Source organism: Paenibacillus sp. FJAT-26967 (assembly GCF_001541095.1).
GTDB lineage: Bacteria > Bacillota > Bacilli > Paenibacillales > NBRC-103111 > Paenibacillus_F.
This window is the reverse complement of record NZ_LMXH01000001.1, coordinates 789,555-805,625: the sequence shown is the minus strand read 5'-3', so window position 1 is coordinate 805,625 and position 16,071 is coordinate 789,555. Positions and strand designations below refer to the sequence as shown.

The following is a 16,071-nucleotide window of genomic DNA, read 5'->3' as shown; positions in this document are numbered from 1 at the left end:
TCCTCTTCGGACGTCTGCCAGTAGCCGGCCTGCTTGTTCAATTCATCCGTTTATCGGATTTTGCCCTTGCGCACAACCAGTGGAAGACCGCCGATGGTGTACAAGTAGCGCATATCGATGACTTTCTTCATCAGAGCCGCAGTGCTGCCCTTCATCTTCTTCGTCCCGACGATGCCGATTGCTTCGCCCCGGCCCAGCGACGCTACCGTTCCGCGATTCACGAAGCTGAATTCTTTGAGCGAGCTGCCCCGGATAGAGGCAACGAGATTGTAGGCGCAGTTGTCTCCCTGCTGCGTCGCGATTTGAGCAGTCGGCGGATAAGGCCGGCCCTCCGGATTCATGACGAGCGAGCAGTCGCCCGTAACGAAGATGTTATCGTGACCGGGCGCGCGCAGGAACTCGTCCACCTTGATCCGTCCGCGCATCGTATCGAACCCGGCATCCTCCAGCAGGTGGTTGCCGCGGATTCCGCCGGTCCATATAACGGTACCGGCTTTAATGAATTCGTCCCCGGCGATCAGCACGCCCTCCGGCGTGCATTCTTTGATCGCCGTGGCAATTCTAAACGTAACGCCTTTATCGGTCAGCAGCTGCATCGCGTACTCCACCAGTTCGGGATCAAAACCCGGCAGAGCTGTCGGGGCCGCTTCTATGTTATAAATATTCACGAGATTCGGTTCGACGTCGAACTCTTTGCACAGTTCCGGAATCCGGTCGGCCAGCTCGCCGATAAATTCGATTCCGGAGAAACCGGCACCGCCGACAACAAACGTCAACAGCTCTTTGCGGTCCGGCTCCTGCTTGAAACGGGCAAACTGATATTCGATATGTTCACGGATATAACGAACACTATTAATACTACGGATCGTCATGGCATATTCTTTGAGACCGGGGATTCCGAATGTCTCCGGCTCGCCCCCAAGGCCGATCACGAGATAATCATAGGATAAAGTCCCGTCTTCGAGAATTACTTTCTTCTCATTGGGACGGATTTGTACAACGGTAGACTTAACAAAATCCACTTTGAACTCATCAATTAGCGAAGAAATATTGACACGTGCATTTTCTGGATTATCCGTTCCGGCAGCAGGCATATGCAGATGCGTGGTGATGTAGTGATAATCATGTTTATTTACAAGCGTTACGTCCGCTTCGTTGTAATTCAGCATTTTTTGAAGACGTAAAGATGTCACAACACCACCGTAGCCCGCGCCTAAAATAACAATTCTTGGCACTCTACTCATTGGTTTCTCTCACTTCCATCTTTTTATAAGGCCTCTGTTGTGATTGATTCACACTCTCTCCAGGCTTAAAACATTCCGATAAAATGATGCGGATTGGAGCCGCTTATGCAGGCGCTTTTCTTGGTATATCACGCCTATCTGGCAACAATCTCATGCAATCATATAATGTGCCCTATTAAATAGCAAGGGACATTTTCCCTAAAAAAAACGGGCTTTTTTCGTGAATTCCGACAAATTAGAAAGCTCTTTTTCTCCCTTCTCCCGAACCTTTTAATTAAGAGCGTTTTCATAATTTTCATAAGAATGAATCCGGGTCTTTTTCCTCCGGGTCAAATGGTTTCTTTCCTGAATACGGACGTTTATAATGAACAAAGTAAGGATAGCGTATAAAAGTGGAGGTGTCGGATAAGTGAAAGAAGCAGCACATACGGAACCTAATGAAAATCTTCAGGAGCAGGTAAGGGATCTGACGATCATCGGCGGAGGTCCCGCGGGCATGTTCGCGGCGTTCTACGGCGGTATGAGGCAGGCCTCGGTTACATTAATCGAGAGTATGCCGCAGCTCGGCGGTCAGTTAGCCGCCTTGTATCCTGAGAAACATATATATGATGTAGCCGGCTTCCCCAAAGTAACGGCTCAAGAGCTGGTGGATAACCTGGCCGTACAAATGAACCACTTCCCTATCCGGGTCTTCCTGGAAGAGAAGGTACTGAACGTAATCAAGAAAGAAGAGCGCTTGTTCGAAGTACTCACCGACAAAGGCTCACACCTTAGCCGCGCCGTCATTATTACCGGAGGCGTCGGGGCTTTCGAGCCGCGCAGAATTGATCTTCCGAACGTGGACCGGTATGAGCGGAACAACCTCCACTATTTCGTTAAAGACCTGAATTCTTTCGCCGGTCAAAAAGTGCTGATTACAGGCGGAGGCGATTCCGCTGTTGACTGGGCGCTGATGCTGGAACCGATCGCAGAGCAGGTCACGCTCGTTCACCGCAGAGACAAATTCCGCGCTCACGAGCACAGCGTAGAGAAATTGAATAATTCGAAGGTTGATGTAATAACTCCAACAGAAATTACCGGATTTGACGGTGGCGATTCCATCGAGAAAGTTACACTCACTCATGTCAAAACCGGCGAAGAAACAATTGTAGACGTAGACGCAGTTATCGTTAATTTCGGATTCGTGTCCTCTCTCGGACCGATCTCCGAATGGGGGCTACAAATTGAAGGCGGCTCTATTGTCGTCGATTCACGCATGGAAACGAATGTCCCGGGTATTTTCGCCGCAGGCGATATCACGACGTATCCCGGCAAACTTAAGCTCATTGCCGTCGGATTCGGCGAGGCTCCTACTGCCGTCAATAATGCCAAGGTCTATATGGATCCAACCGCCAAGCTGTCCCCGGGGCACAGCAGCAATATGAAATTCTGATCCATCAATGAAAATAAACTTCAAAGGGCATTCTAACCTTGCTGCCGTTTTACCGGCAGATCACCCAAGGAGGAATGCCCTTTGTCATCTTACTGCCCTGTCTGTAACGGAATGGAAACCTTAACCGCTATATGCCCTGGCTGTTCCGGTCCTGCTGCTGATTTTGGAAGGTACAATGATTACCTCGGGCCCTATGCCCCGTATCGTGAGATTGAAGAAATCGGGCTTTCTAACGGATATCCTGACGTGCTCAGCAACCGTTGTATGCATATTGTAGGCTGTGAAGGCTGCGGTCAGAACCGGGTTGTAGCAATCGAAGAAATAGCAAGCGGGGAGAAGTTAATATAGACGGGAACAAAAAAAAGAAGCTACGCAAGGGCAGCTTCTTCGCCATTGTAAGTTTCCAGCACGATATGTCTGCGGTTGATCTCACCTAATAACAAATCGACAAAATCTGACTCGAGTTCAAGGTCCAGTGCTTTGAAATAAGATTCAACAAGCGTCTCATCACTAATCTGTCTCATGCCAACCACCTTTCCCGTACAACTTGTTATTATATTACCATGGTCATTTTTCTAGAACAAGCGTTCCGTTATCCACACTCTCTTGTGCATATCTTGTGGGTAATTTGTGAATACCCTCTAAAAATGGCGAGTTTTGTAGGTGGATAATGTGGACAAAGTTATACACACCCTCCTTTTACAAAGAGCCGATAAAAACAAATAATCAAATATCTTCCTTCAATTAACATAATTCATAACAGCGCATTCCATAGGCTGATCACACCTTTTTGATACCATTTCCAAAATAGGGGAATAATCCGACTCATTTCGCATATTCTTTTACATAGCTATCGTATGGAGCAAACAATTTCACACGATAGACGATCTTTTTTAACATGAATTTAATACGGACTCGTTATAATGGGTTCAGAAGCGAAAGGAGAAGTGAATCATGATCGTGTACGACATCGTCGTTAACGGAGAAGTGAAAGAAACCATCCGGCCTCAAAAAGTACGGCTCAAAGAACTCTATACTTATATGCTCGAACAATCCAAAGCGATGAAGCAGAAGTACGGAGAAAACACCCGTGTTCTTAAGCGTATCCTCTATTAAAATTTCATTGATTCCCTATTGCCCGATCTGCTAGACTAGGAGGGGTAAAAAGGGAGGATGTCAATAAATGGATACTGTCAAAAAGAACAAAATCTTATCTGAATTCAAAAAATTTATCATGCGCGGCAATGTCGTAGACCTCGCGGTCGGCGTCATTATAGGTGCTGCTTTTAATAAAATCGTGACCTCGCTGGTCAATGATGTGCTTATGCCTCCTATCGGGCTGATGCTGGGCAAAATGGATTTTAAAAATCTGCACTTTGATCTGGCGACAGACGTGCGGATTAATTACGGCGCTTTTATTAATACGGTGATCGATTTCCTGATCGTATCCGCCGTTATCTTCTTGATGATCCGGCAGATGAACAGGCTCCGCCGCAAAGAAGAGCCGGAGAAAGAAGAGCCGGCTCCCGATCCTACTAAAGAGTGCCCTTACTGCATTTCACAAATTCCGATCAAAGCATCCCGCTGTCCGCAGTGCACATCCGTGCTGGGCGGGGAAGCTGTGCCGCAGCCGCAGGCTTAATGCGTGTAATTGGATAAGAAAACCAAAACCCTTCTCTGCGCCTTGTGCGGAGAAGGGTTTTTCAATCTGAGATTGATTCAATATCCTTCATCGTAAAATGCAAACAATCCGGACGTCTTAGCCCGGACTCCGCAAAACCAGCTTCGACAATCAATTGTTTGAATGTAAACATTGTTTCCCCCATGCAATATATTGCTCTCATAATTATACTATGTTCAAACGTTACGCTTACATCCATTCAAATTTATATAAAAAAACCTCCCAGTCCCGTGTAGTTTTAATACACAAGTCTGGAAGGCTCGTTCTCTTCTCCAAAAAAGAGAAATCATTAGAATATGCAAGTAAATCATTCACTCACAAACATACGATAATCTGATAAAACCTTTAATCCTCACACTTCTCCGCTTTGCCCTCTTCGCCCTTCACTTTGAACGAAGCGCCGCAGCCGCAGGATGCTACTGCATTCGGGTTATCGATCGTGAAGCCGCCGCCCATGCCCGCGTCTTTGTAGTCGATCTCTACGCCGTACAGATACTTCGCGCTGTCGGAATCGACGACTACTTTCAAACCGCTGAAATCCAGAATAGTATCGTCAGCCTTCTGGTCATCATCGAGTCCCATGCCGTAAGAAAATCCGCTGCAGCCGCCTTCTTTGACGCCTACGCGCAGGAACAGGCTCGGGTTTTCTTCCGCTTCGAGCATTTCCTTGATCTTATCTGTAGCTTCATCGCTGATCTTCAGTAAACTCATATAGGTAACCTCCTTGTACGGAGCGGCCTTAACAAATAGACCCGCTTCCTTAAGCAGTCATTTTAGTAATCCACTTATCATCTTATAGTATACCCCTATTTCTGCTTCGCCTCAAGAGGGACCACTGCCTGCTCCAATTTATAAAATTGCAGAAGCAGCTTATCTAAATCCCTGCTGTCCTGTTGAACAGATGGATGCAGAAATCCATATTGCATACCCTTCTCTACCAATTGGAACCTCAGTTGCTCAATGTCCTCAATGAGCCTTCTCCCGATATCCCGATCTAACGGCTGCTGCATATTTCCCTACCATCCCATCCGGCAAAAAGATACTTTATTAAGTGTACAACATAAACGGTTGGTTAATAAAGCACCTTTTTCCAAATTTACACTAAAAATGTGAAAATATTTTCCAACAACTTTGTACAAAATCCGACATCATCCAGGTTATGTCTCCTCTGGTCAAGGTTTATCCTTATTGCCCCCTGACCATGACAGGTTTATAATAGGAAGGATGAAATAAACGTGATGAATGATATAGACCGGAGCTTGTGAACAAATACACATAGGCACAATAGCTCACCTGTTGAACGGAAGCTTCTCAGAATTAAGGTCGGTTATACCGATGCAATTAAAAAATTACAAAGAACGGGATTCAAAAGATCCTTCAGGGAGGGTATACTAATGAATGTCATGATCGAAAGTCCTGACCGCCGCATGGCTGAAATTGCAGAAAAAGTCGAGCACGGAGAGCGTCTGACCCGGGAAGACGGCCTTTATCTGTACCAATCGGACGATTTGTTGACCATTGGTCAATTAGCTAACAAAGCCAACCTTCGGAAAAACGGCAAGCACATTTATTTTGTACAAAACATGAGTTTATATTTCACAAATGTATGCGAAGAGCACTGCGCATTCTGCCATTTCCGCAGAGACGAAGGCGAAGAGGGCTCCTACACGCTGTCATCTTCCGAAATGCTGTCCTATATCTCGGACAATTTCCATCCGGATATCCGTGAATTTCATATCAGCCAGGGACATAACCCTCACGTACCTTTTGAGTACTACGTGGATTCGCTGCGCACATTGAAACAGCATTATCCCGGGGTAGCGCTCAAAGCCCACACAGCTGCCGAAATTGATTTTTTTGCGCGGATCAGCGGTCTAAGTTACAAAGAAGTACTGCGCACTCTGATGGATGCCGGTCTCGATACGCTTCCTGGGGGCGGTGCCGAAATTTTGACGGAACGCTACCGGAAAAAGATGAGAGTCGAGAAAGCGGATACTGATCAGTGGCTGGATGTTCACCGTGAAGCCCATCTGCTCGGAATGAAAACTCACGCCACGATGCTCTACGGTTCCATTGAGACGCTCGAAGAAAGAATTGAGCATATGGCACTGCTGCGGGAGCTTCAAGATGAAACGAACGGATTCCACGTATTCATCCCGAACTCGATCCAACCGGCCAGCTCCAAAGCCGGCATTCGCCGCCGGGTACCTGCTGTGGATGAACTCAAGACCATCGCGATCAGCCGGCTGATGCTCGACAATTTTCCGCACATCAAAGCCTACTTCATTAATATGGGCGTCAAAGTAACTCAGCTCGCGTTCCAATTCGGCGCATCCGATGCTCATGGCACGATCGTCAAAGAACGTATCTCGCACGCGGCTGGAGCCCAATCACCTGACGGAATAACGAAAGAAGACCTTGTTTGGCTGATTAAAGGAGCCGGCAGGATTCCCGTAGAACGTGATACATTCTACAACGTGGTTCAAACCTACAACTAATTGGGGTAAGAACGACTAAGAGAAACTTCCAATGAGAGACAAACAGTAAAGTTGTACGAACAAAGCTACCGCAGAAGGGATTCATGTACCATGAATAAGTTTGTTATTCTGGGAGGCGGTTATGGCGGTATGACCATAGCCACAGAGCTTCTGGAAAAAGAAATACCTGATGATTGGACCGTTACCCTTGTCGACCGGTCACCTTTTCAAGGACTCAAGACAGAATACTACGCCCTAGCCGCAGGTACGGCCTCTGATACGGAGCTTCGTGTTCACTATCCGAACGATCCCAGGCTCAACCTGAAGTACGGAGAAGTAACCGGAATCGATATCGAGACCAGACAGGTTCTTTTTGCAGGCAAAGATCCTCTGGATTATGACTACCTCGTAATCGGCCTGGGCTGCGTGGATAACTTCCACGGCATCCCGGGTGCCGTAGAGTTCGCCAACGGCATTCAGACCTTCTCGCAGACCCGTATCACTTACCAGCGCGTCAATGACGTTGTTCCTTACGGGCAAGTCACCATTGTCGGAGGCGGTCTAAGCGGCGTAGAGGTCGCTGCGGAGCTGCGCGAGAGCCGGCCGGACATCAACATCCGGATTCTTGACCGCGGAGCGAGCATTCTCTCTTCCTTCCCTACCAAGGCGAAGGAATTCGTACGAGACTGGATGCTGGCGCATGACATCGAAATGCGTTCTCATGTAACGCTCAGACGCCTGGACGGAGGCGACCTGTACAACGAAGAAGAAATCATCCGCACCGACACTACCATCTGGACAGCCGGCATCAAGCCGAGTCCTCTCGTGGAGCAGCTTCAGGTGGAGAAGGATTCATCAGGACGCGTAGTCCTGAATGAATACCATCAGATTCCCGCCCACCCGAATGTGTTTGTCGTAGGCGACTGTGCCAGTCTGCCCTTCTCACCAAGTGCACAGGCTGCCGAATCGCAAGGCAAGCAGATCGTGGAAGTCATGCAGGCGCTTTGGAAGAATGAAACACCGCGTCTTGGTCAAATCAAGCTCAAAGGTGTTCTTGGCTCACTCGGCAAGAAAACCGGATTCGGCTTGATGGGCAAGAACAGAGTCATGACAGGCATGGTTCCACGTGTCCTCAAGAACGGTGTCCTATGGATGTCCAAGAACCATTTCGGCTGATTCCTGCTGCTTAACGAGCTGAACGAAGCGAATTCATAAGAAAAGCCCGGTGTGCCATCACGGAAGTGATGTGCACACCGGGCTTTCTTATTTAATCATCGAAAAGATCAAGCATCGCTTCGACTTCTTTGATCTTACGGATAATCTCGTTATACAGCAGTTCAGTCGTCTCGGCCGCTACCATTTCTCCATTCACCATAGCAAACGGGAACAAGTAGCACTCGCCGCAGTTACCAAGGCAGCCGTACTCGATGACGTCATAATCGGGATTCTCCTCCAGCTTCTCAAGCAGGTCATCCGTAGCAGGATTGCTGGCGCAGAATTCTATAATAGGTCTCATCTTAATCTCCACCTGTATGAATAGAGGCTAATAGTACTGTACTCCCTCTATTGTAACACATACAGCGCTTTTTAAGCAGCAGAACGCTCCCTGACTGTTGCGAAACCGCAGCAATGCTGGGCAGGTGCTCTTATCTTCCTCGTGTATACTCCGGTTTGAAATAAAAGCTTCTCATGATGTCCGTGATGGAATCACTCGTGTCGAACGCATCCGCTGTCACACCGCTTCCGCTGCAGCGTGCGCACGCTTTACGGCCGCTCCCTCCGCAATCCAGGCAAATCCCGCGGTTCCCCAGGTTTCCTTCACCTGTACAACTCGCACATTCCATTTCCCCTTCTCCGTAGCAATGACAGCAATCCCTTTGTTCACTCATGTTCATCCATCCCTTCTCTGTGTGCTTTGGTGGAGGCATACATCCCAATGTTATAATACAGTTATGCGAATTAGTTAATTGTATTATATAACATAATCCTGATTCTGCAACCCCCTTTTTCTTAATAGGCCATAAAACACAAGAACGGAACATTTTACACCAACCGCCTCTTTCCTTCAGGGGGATATTTTTTTTCATGAAAATGTACTATAATAGATGGAGAAAGGAGTTGATTTACGTGACAGAAAATACTCAAAGTGCAACCATCTATGATGAAGTACTGGAAGTTCTAGATAAGCTTCGCCCGTTCCTGCAGCGTGACGGCGGTGACGTTGAACTCGTTGATGTGGAGGACGGCATCGTTAAATTAAAGCTGATGGGAGCTTGCGGCAGCTGCCCGAGTTCCACGATTACGCTTAAAGCTGGTATTGAGCGTGCATTGGTTGAGGAAGTTGAAGGCATCACTGAGGTTGTTCAAGTATTCTAATCCGGAGCCGGCCCTGTGCCGGCTTTCGTATGTTATAGAGCGGGGAAGAGCTCTTCCGATCCTTGTATATCCCTTATAGAAAAATTATAAAGCCCTGTCACCGAAGACCTTCAGGTCTTGTGTGACAGGGCTTTATTCTATGAATGAATATGTACAGGCTGAGCCGCTTGGAGGGCTTCTGAACCATGCTCCAGCCTCTTACAGAGGACATACGCTGACGACTGCGCATGTCCCAGACCTAGAACGGACCTACGTCCCTTCCAACAGCTGGAAAGCAGCCTTGCTCGCTTCAGATTTCAGGCTCCATCCGCTGCCGCTGTTCCGCCGGTCATTTGGACTGCTTCAGCATAGGCAGCGTCTGAATGGGGTCCAGCCCCCCGTTAATTTCCATGATGTTGCCGGTGAGAAAATCCGACCGCGGGTCGCACAAGAAGGATATCACCCGGGACACATCTTCCCCGGTGCCTGGACGCCCGCGCGGCGTTTCGTCATCGGTCTGTCCCTCGACATCCTCGATCCGCTTCTCTTTGTTGGCGCCGCGGATGTCTCCGGGACAGATCATGTTCACGGTGATCCCATGGGCGGCTTCCTCCTCCGCCAGTGTCTTCGTGAACGACACCAGCCCTACCTTGGCCGCCGCATATACCGCCCGGTGCGGCCAAGCTCTCGCTTCGGCAGCATGGCCGAAGCCGAAGTGAATGATGCGGCCCCAACGCTTCTGCCGCATCTGAGGCAGCAGGGCGTGATCGAGCTGGATCACGCCAAGCAAGTTGCCGCGGATGAGATAGTCGATCTCATCGCTCGTATAATCCGCGAATAACCGGCGTTCGCGGATGAAAGGGCCCGCGTTGTTCACCAGCACATCGATCCCTCCAACCGTCTCGACGACGGTTTCTGCGATGCGCTGTATATCTTCACTGCGGGATATGTCCCCTTGGATTGCGGCCGCCCGTACACCCAGATTTTGAATATGGCGGACGAGCTCATGTGCTTCTTTCTCACTATGTACGTAATTGATGACAATATCATATCCGAGACCCGCGAGCGCCAGAGCCGTTGTTTTGCCCAGACCTTTCGCGCTTCCTGTAATGAGTGCTGTCCTGCGCGTTTCCGCCATGTTTCCCCTCCCCGTGTTCACCCGCAGCTTTACGGGAAATATATTGAAAGACCAAATCCATCGTTTCGCAGACCATCCCGTACCCCTTGGCAAGTTCCGCGAGATTCGTACGAAAGTTCTCCACCCCGATGCGGTCGCCAAAATACGAATGGTTCTGCATCAAGTCATCAAGCATATCCACATTTACATAATGAATCTCCATATTGCGTTGATTCCGGAGAATCTCAAGCGGCTGCTTTGTTTTCACTTTCAATTCGAACAGCTTCTGCTGAAGGGCCGGATGAACACCCGTCTCTCTCATTCTACGCAATACGGTAAAAAAGGAAAAGTGCGTTTTAATTACTTCCGTCTTCAATTCGAACAGATCGTTCAAGAAATAACCTAATTTGTCCAGGATAGAAAACAACCGGATTAGTGCATTTTTATAAAAATAAACATACCGCCTGTAATGATCCAGCTCCTCCGCGTTCATTTCATCCAGATAGGATTTGGTTATGTGTTGCGAGAACCGCACGGCACAATACTGGCTCTGTTCCAGCTCATCCAGGGCATCCAGGAAGCTTTGCGTCCATACATACAGTCTATGCAGCTTCTTGGGCTCGTAAGTATGTTCTGTGCGGCGATCCTTCTGAAGCTTGTTCAAATAATGCTTGATGGAGGTAAACGCCTGCTCCAATTGTTTATCGCAGCGGTCTACACGTCTCTTTTCATCAAAAATCATTCTCAGCACTCTCTTTCCCCCCTTACTTCATTTCCCTCAGTATGAGCCCCCTGTCTCTGAACCATACGCTTATACGCAAGCCTCGTCATACAAGGGTGCCGGACACTCCCTTATCTTACTTAACCAGCCGGCTGATCTTTGTAAAGAAAATTTTCTTCTTATCCAGTTAAAAAAGAGCCCATTTCCATCCAACGGAAACTCCCAAGGAGTTCCGCCGGGGCTTCCCGAAGGAAGTGAAATGAGCCCTGTAGGGACCGTGCATATGGAGGAATAATAAAGCTTTGTTTGAACGCTCAAATTTCTATTTACCCGCTGTACTCTTCTCAATCGGTTTCCTTGCACTAAGCATAACGACGCACAAGTAACTGATAAAACCGAACAAGGCACAAATCAATACGGCATGGATCATCGCAGTAAACAAGAATAAAGTTTCGTGACCCAGCGACCAGGTTACGAGCGCTCCACTGAATACTTGGGCGACAAGTAAAACCAGCACCCATTTCGTTCCATTATATACATTCGTCAGATGCCTGTAGTTTTTGCGGGCCATTATGAAGAGGATAATCCCGCAGATCAGAATTCCTGCAGCCGCCAAGCGGTGAAAGAACACAATACCGGATGCCCCGCTAAGGGTCGGTACGACTTCGCCATTGCACAGCGGCCAGCCTGTACAGCCGCCTGAAGATTCGGTATGGCGTACGAATGCCCCGACATAAACGACAATGTAGCAGTACACTGCAATAAACCAGACAAACTTGCGGAATCCCGGAGCGACGGGCGCACTGCCCGGCTGAACCATGGATTCACCGTGCCTTGCTTCACGTGCTACCGATACCGTGTAATCGCCCCACTTCGTAAACGTTAGCCACAACAGAAGCGTCATCGCGAAGGCTAGCAGTGAAAGTCCAAAGTGAAGCGCCAAGACTGCTGAAGATTGCGGCCAAACCACTGCAAAAGCTCCCATGGCTGCCTGAATAACAGTAAAGAGGGCGGCTCCTCCTACAAAGTACTTCGCATCCTTGCGCTCCACCGACTTAAACACAAGGATAAAGGTAGCCAGCATCAAAAAGCCGACCAGCCCGGTCACGGCACGATGACTGTATTCAATCATCGAGGAAATCGTATATGCCGGGACGAACTTACCGTTGCACAGCGGCCACTCATAGCCGCATCCCAAACCGGAATCCGTCTTCGTAACGAGAGCTCCCATCATAATGATCAGGAACATCCCGATCATCGTTGCCAAGGAGAACCGTCTAGCTAAAGTATACATAAATGCACCTACTTCTCTATATTCCTGATGCCATTTTACGGTAGTAATTGTCGAATGACGGCAGTAAAGCCTTCTAATTTATTATAGCTAGTATGAAGGTCCAATTCCATTCGCAAATGTTACAAAGCCTTGAAACAAGCAGGAGGCAGAAAATGGGGCGCATTTTTTTAAGAAAATCGGATTAAGCAGCAAATAGTTTATGCTTTTATCATGCCCTCATAAATGACCCGACCGTTCCATAAATTTGCATCGTATCCCCTTGATCCGGACTTTCATTAGAAAAAGCCATCCCGGATGGAATGGCTTCAGCCTTGCGGACTCTAAAGGGTACTAATTACTCAGGCAGTGCATTTCCCACTTCGATAGCACGGTCCAGGAATTGCTCGATTTCTTCCCGCGTCTTGCGGAGCTTGCTTACGAATCTGACCAGCTCTTTGCCGTTGCGGAAAGCAATAAAGCTCGGGATGCCGAGAATGTTAAGTTCTTCGCACAGGTCCGGCACTTCATCACGGTCCAGTTCAATAAAACGGATCCGTCCCGCATAAGTTTGTTCAAGGTCCGGCATGAAAGGTTCAATATAATGGCAGTCTTTGCACCAGGTTGTTTTAAAAACAGCGATCGTAACTCCTGACTCTTCAACCACGGCGCGGAAATCTTGTTCATTATGGATTTTTTCCATGCTGTTCACCTCAGATATGGAATCTGCCGGGTCTGATTCCCGACCGGCATCATCGGATTACTTACTTGTCTATCTTATAGCATGCTCAAAAGGCGGTGTCAATAATTCCATAGCGATGGAATACGGATATGGTAACAAAATGGTTTCCTTAACCAATTTACAATCAATGTAAAAAGTGATATCATATAAATATCAAAACGATATAATGAATTTAATTATCAAATCGAAGGAGACTGGTGCCATGAAAGAACGCAATGTATGGAAACTGAACGGTTTTGTAGGGGTGCTGGCGATGCTGGCTTTACTCGCGGCGGGAGCTTATCTCTTAGTCGCGGAAATGATTATTCCTGCTGTTATTCTGCTTGTTCTCGCTCTCGTCCCGGTTAGCGGTTTCACCGTGGTGCAGCCGAATCAGGGAATGATCGTTAATTTTTTCGGCCGTTACAGCGGAACAATCCGTGATAGCGGCTTCTGGATTACGATTCCTTTTACCGAACGCAAGAAAATCTCACTGCGGGTACGCAACTTTAACAGCGTTAAACTGAAGGTCAATGATGTAGACGGCAATCCGATTGAAATTGCTTCAGTCGTAGTATTCCGTGTAGTCGATACGGCAAAAGCCATGTTCGAAGTCGACAATTATCAGACATTCGTTGAGATTCAGAGCGAGACCGGACTCCGTCATGTCGCTTCCAAGTATCCGTACGATTCCTACAATGGTGAGGCCTACTCACTGAGAGCCAATACCGAAGAAATCGCGGAAGAGCTGACTCATGAACTGGAGCGCAGGCTGCAAGTAGCGGGGGTAGAGGTGCTGGAGTCAAGATTAACTCACCTTGCTTACTCGACCGAAATAGCCAGCGCGATGCTTCAGCGTCAGCAGGCATCTGCGATTATATCTGCCCGCGAGAAAATTGTTGAAGGTGCTGTGAGTATGGTGCAAATGGCCATCTCCCGTCTTCAGGCAGAAGGTGTTGTCGAACTGGATGAAGAGCGCAAGGCAGCCATGATCAACAACCTGCTCGTTGCCGTTGTCTCCGACCGTTCCGCCCAACCTGTAATCAATTCCGGTTCGATCTACTAAGCGGCCTCATGGGTGCCAAGAAAAACTTTGCGCTGCGTCTCGATCCTAAGCTGTACGAAGCTTTGGAACGCTGGGCGGGCGACGAATTCCGCAGCGTTAACGGACATATCGAATTTCTTCTGCGGGAGGCGCTGCTGCGGTCGGGCAGGCTGCCGGGGAACAAGCCCCAACCGCCTTCCGACACGGAGAAAAGAACCGAGTAATTCTTCTTTAGCAAAAGGAGCACTTCTTACCCTAGCGGGCAGGAAGTGCTCCTTCTTATTTATCCGGTTCAGCCTGCAGCCGGATTAGATGAACTGCCTTGCTTATTGACGGGTGATGCGGACAGCTTGCTCCTCACCATCCCACTTCACTTCGCCTCCTAAGGATTCCACAAGGAATCTCAGCGGTACGAATGTGAAGTCACCTGTCAGTTCTGCGGACTGTTCCAGTGAAACGGTTTGACCGTCCACTACAGCTTGATCGGAACCGAGTGTGAACACCACGGTGCGACCGTTCAGATCGTCAATTACTGTAATTTGTTTCGTTTCACCATCCCACTTCACTTTCGCATCCAGTAATTCGGATACATAAGTAACAGGTGCCATAGATACGTCATTCTTGAGATAACCGGCAAAACCGTATTTACTCCATTCGTCATCCATCGAAACCAGCGCATTACGCTTGGTAACCTGCAGATCTTCTTTAATCAGCTTATAGAAGACAGAGTTTTTGTCGATCGAGCGCAGGAAGCTTCCCAGGGACGGGATTGCATCCGGATTGGATGCATCGAACAGGATTTTATCCCCATCCGCTTTAACAGGATCTATCGTTACAGGCTTGTTAATATTCCATCTCTCACTTGTGGAGCTTACTTTAATTCCTTTGAGACCTGTCTCTGCCTCGGGAAGCGGGACATTTATATCCGCGGTGCTCTTGCGGATCTGCAGGTCACTGTCCACATAAAGATCAACTTTGACGGAAGATCTGTCACTGAGGATATCTCGGAGCGGTTCTTGTCCGGGACTGTTCAGAAATTTATCCGTCTCGGCGTCGTACTGGCTAAGAATTTCTTTCAATCCGTTTTGTACAAATTCATAGATGGTTGCTACAGCCAAGGTTTTGTTATTGAGGTAAGAATCGATAAGTACATTGCTTTCTCCCGCTTCTTCCACGGTTTCTTTTACGATCGGAGCTAATACATCAAATAGTGTTCCGATAAATTCTTTTAAGCCTTCCTCATCCGCCGCGATGTTTTGCAGCAGTGTTTTGACCAGACCGAGCGCTTCGCCGCCTTTAACTTCAGCATGAAGCTTCTTGAGAGAGACCGATTCGTTATAGACCGTTTCCGTTACGGAAGTTACGCTGATCGTTTTAGGATTCGGCGCGTGACCGATAAAGAAGGATGCCAGCGACGGCATACTGTCCTGCAGCGCTTTAGTCATTTCTTCGATTTTCTCCTGATCCGGCATCATCATGCCGCCGGCAACCGGATTCATCTGAGCGTTACGGATATGTATCGGCTTGGAGACCCCTTCAATGCTGATAAACATATCCTGTTTGTCAAGAGATAAATGGAACGGGATACTGCCTTTGCCGTATACAAACTCGCCTTTGATGGATGCCTTCTCCTGGCTCTCCATCTTCTCTTCCGTAAACTTGATCGTTACATTCTTGAAAAGATCGAGCAATCTCTGGGCATCATCCGGCAATTTCTTCGTATCACCCGTAATAAGTTCCAGCTTCAGTGACTCCACCGCTTCTGCCGATTTGACCTCATACTGCTTAACAAGCGCCTTGTTAATATCCAGACCGTCTACAGACTGGCAGCCTGTCAATACGAGCATCAGCGCTCCGGTACCTCCACATAACCACTGCTTCCAACCAACTTTCTTCATTGCAAGACTCCTTTCCAATTCCATATAATGCTAACCTTAATTTATACGCGGGAATAAGCAAAAAGACTCATAAAAAAATTTGAAAATTAATAAAGGCACATACTGAAGGC

20 protein-coding genes are annotated in these 16,071 nt (G+C 48.1%); 9 read left to right on the top strand and 11 right to left on the bottom strand.

The genetic code is table 11. The features are described from left to right. Positions 1 to 50: 50 nt before the first annotated feature. Positions 51 to 1,244 (bottom strand): NAD(P)/FAD-dependent oxidoreductase, encoded by a 1,194-nt coding sequence (locus AR333_RS03515; protein WP_068773935.1) that lies wholly within the window; start codon positions 1,242 to 1,244, stop codon positions 51 to 53. Between the two features lie 409 nt (positions 1,245 to 1,653). Here AR333_RS03515 and AR333_RS03510 point away from each other — a divergent pair, with 409 nt between their 5' ends. Further along, positions 1,654 to 2,676 (top strand): NAD(P)/FAD-dependent oxidoreductase, encoded by a 1,023-nt coding sequence (locus tag AR333_RS03510; RefSeq protein WP_068773934.1) that lies wholly within the window; start codon positions 1,654 to 1,656, stop codon positions 2,674 to 2,676. A gap of 81 nt (positions 2,677 to 2,757) precedes the next feature. Further along, positions 2,758 to 3,024, top strand: coding sequence for a hypothetical protein (locus AR333_RS03505; protein ID WP_068773933.1), 267 nt, complete (start codon positions 2,758 to 2,760; stop codon positions 3,022 to 3,024). Positions 3,025 to 3,044: 20 nt separating this feature from the next. Here AR333_RS03505 and sda read toward each other — a convergent pair whose 3' ends face one another. After that, positions 3,045 to 3,200: a sporulation histidine kinase inhibitor Sda gene (sda, locus tag AR333_RS03500; RefSeq protein ID WP_068773932.1), complete on the bottom strand. Its 156-nt coding sequence runs from the start codon at positions 3,198 to 3,200 to the stop codon at positions 3,045 to 3,047. Positions 3,201 to 3,630: 430 nt separating this feature from the next. Here sda and AR333_RS03495 point away from each other — a divergent pair, with 430 nt between their 5' ends. Both AR333_RS03495 and mscL read left to right on the top strand, forming a co-directional pair. Next, the gene (locus tag AR333_RS03495; protein WP_068773931.1) at positions 3,631 to 3,792 is read left to right on the top strand and encodes a mechanosensitive ion channel protein MscL; all 162 of its coding nucleotides are present in this window, start codon (positions 3,631 to 3,633) and stop codon (positions 3,790 to 3,792) included. Positions 3,793 to 3,883: 91 nt separating this feature from the next. Continuing rightward, positions 3,884 to 4,318, top strand: a complete 435-nt coding sequence (mscL, locus tag AR333_RS03490; RefSeq protein WP_172798820.1) for a large-conductance mechanosensitive channel protein MscL — start codon at positions 3,884 to 3,886, stop codon at positions 4,316 to 4,318. A gap of 384 nt (positions 4,319 to 4,702) precedes the next feature. Here the strand turns inward: mscL and erpA are convergent, their stop codons facing one another. Beyond that, complete coding sequence (gene erpA, locus AR333_RS03485) at positions 4,703 to 5,068, bottom strand: iron-sulfur cluster insertion protein ErpA (RefSeq protein ID WP_068773929.1); 366 nt, start codon at positions 5,066 to 5,068, stop codon at positions 4,703 to 4,705. A 95-nt stretch (positions 5,069 to 5,163) separates the two neighbouring features. Beyond that, positions 5,164 to 5,367 (bottom strand): aspartyl-phosphate phosphatase Spo0E family protein, encoded by a 204-nt coding sequence (locus AR333_RS03480; RefSeq protein ID WP_068773928.1) that lies wholly within the window; start codon positions 5,365 to 5,367, stop codon positions 5,164 to 5,166. Positions 5,368 to 5,751: 384 nt separating this feature from the next. Between AR333_RS03480 and mqnE the strand changes: the two genes are divergently transcribed. Then, entirely contained in the window at positions 5,752 to 6,855 is a 1,104-nt protein-coding gene (mqnE, locus tag AR333_RS03475; RefSeq protein ID WP_068773927.1) for an aminofutalosine synthase MqnE, read from the top strand. A 90-nt stretch (positions 6,856 to 6,945) separates the two neighbouring features. Further along, entirely contained in the window at positions 6,946 to 8,010 is a 1,065-nt protein-coding gene (locus AR333_RS03470) for an NAD(P)/FAD-dependent oxidoreductase (protein ID WP_068773926.1), read from the top strand. A gap of 91 nt (positions 8,011 to 8,101) precedes the next feature. Here AR333_RS03470 and AR333_RS03465 read toward each other — a convergent pair whose 3' ends face one another. Both AR333_RS03465 and AR333_RS24890 read right to left on the bottom strand, forming a co-directional pair. Then, positions 8,102 to 8,350 (bottom strand): YuzB family protein, encoded by a 249-nt coding sequence (locus AR333_RS03465; protein ID WP_068773925.1) that lies wholly within the window; start codon positions 8,348 to 8,350, stop codon positions 8,102 to 8,104. Positions 8,351 to 8,566: 216 nt separating this feature from the next. After that, positions 8,567 to 8,719 carry a hypothetical protein gene (locus tag AR333_RS24890; RefSeq protein ID WP_172798795.1) on the bottom strand — a complete coding sequence of 51 codons (153 nt, stop codon included), beginning with the start codon at positions 8,717 to 8,719 and terminating at the stop codon, positions 8,567 to 8,569. 242 nt (positions 8,720 to 8,961) lie between these two features. Here AR333_RS24890 and AR333_RS03460 point away from each other — a divergent pair, with 242 nt between their 5' ends. Next, entirely contained in the window at positions 8,962 to 9,210 is a 249-nt protein-coding gene (locus AR333_RS03460) for a NifU family protein (protein ID WP_068775104.1), read from the top strand. Between the two features lie 328 nt (positions 9,211 to 9,538). On the opposite strand, the gene AR333_RS03455 is transcribed toward AR333_RS03460, so the two are convergent. The 4 genes from AR333_RS03455 to AR333_RS03440 form a co-directional block, all read right to left on the bottom strand. Beyond that, the gene (locus AR333_RS03455) at positions 9,539 to 10,327 is read right to left on the bottom strand and encodes an SDR family oxidoreductase (protein ID WP_068773924.1); all 789 of its coding nucleotides are present in this window, start codon (positions 10,325 to 10,327) and stop codon (positions 9,539 to 9,541) included. Next, positions 10,236 to 11,048 (bottom strand): Cthe_2314 family HEPN domain-containing protein, encoded by an 813-nt coding sequence (locus tag AR333_RS03450; RefSeq protein WP_253735780.1) that lies wholly within the window; start codon positions 11,046 to 11,048, stop codon positions 10,236 to 10,238. The genes AR333_RS03455 and AR333_RS03450 overlap by 92 nt, the downstream gene beginning before the upstream one ends. Before the next feature lie 301 nt (positions 11,049 to 11,349). Next, on the bottom strand, positions 11,350 to 12,321 hold the full coding sequence (locus AR333_RS03445; protein WP_068773922.1) for a heme A synthase: 972 nt from the start codon (positions 12,319 to 12,321) through the stop codon (positions 11,350 to 11,352). A gap of 334 nt (positions 12,322 to 12,655) precedes the next feature. After that, positions 12,656 to 13,000, bottom strand: a complete 345-nt coding sequence (locus tag AR333_RS03440; protein WP_068773921.1) for a thioredoxin family protein — start codon at positions 12,998 to 13,000, stop codon at positions 12,656 to 12,658. Between the two features lie 241 nt (positions 13,001 to 13,241). Here AR333_RS03440 and AR333_RS03435 point away from each other — a divergent pair, with 241 nt between their 5' ends. Together AR333_RS03435 and AR333_RS03430 are read left to right on the top strand one after the other, a co-directional pair. After that, positions 13,242 to 14,084, top strand: coding sequence for an SPFH domain-containing protein (locus AR333_RS03435; RefSeq protein ID WP_068773920.1), 843 nt, complete (start codon positions 13,242 to 13,244; stop codon positions 14,082 to 14,084). Positions 14,085 to 14,092: 8 nt separating this feature from the next. Next, positions 14,093 to 14,287 (top strand): hypothetical protein, encoded by a 195-nt coding sequence (locus AR333_RS03430; protein WP_068773919.1) that lies wholly within the window; start codon positions 14,093 to 14,095, stop codon positions 14,285 to 14,287. Between the two features lie 102 nt (positions 14,288 to 14,389). Here the strand turns inward: AR333_RS03430 and AR333_RS03425 are convergent, their stop codons facing one another. After that, entirely contained in the window at positions 14,390 to 15,961 is a 1,572-nt protein-coding gene (locus AR333_RS03425) for a copper amine oxidase N-terminal domain-containing protein (protein ID WP_068773918.1), read from the bottom strand. Between the last annotated feature and the right edge of the window lie 110 nt (positions 15,962 to 16,071).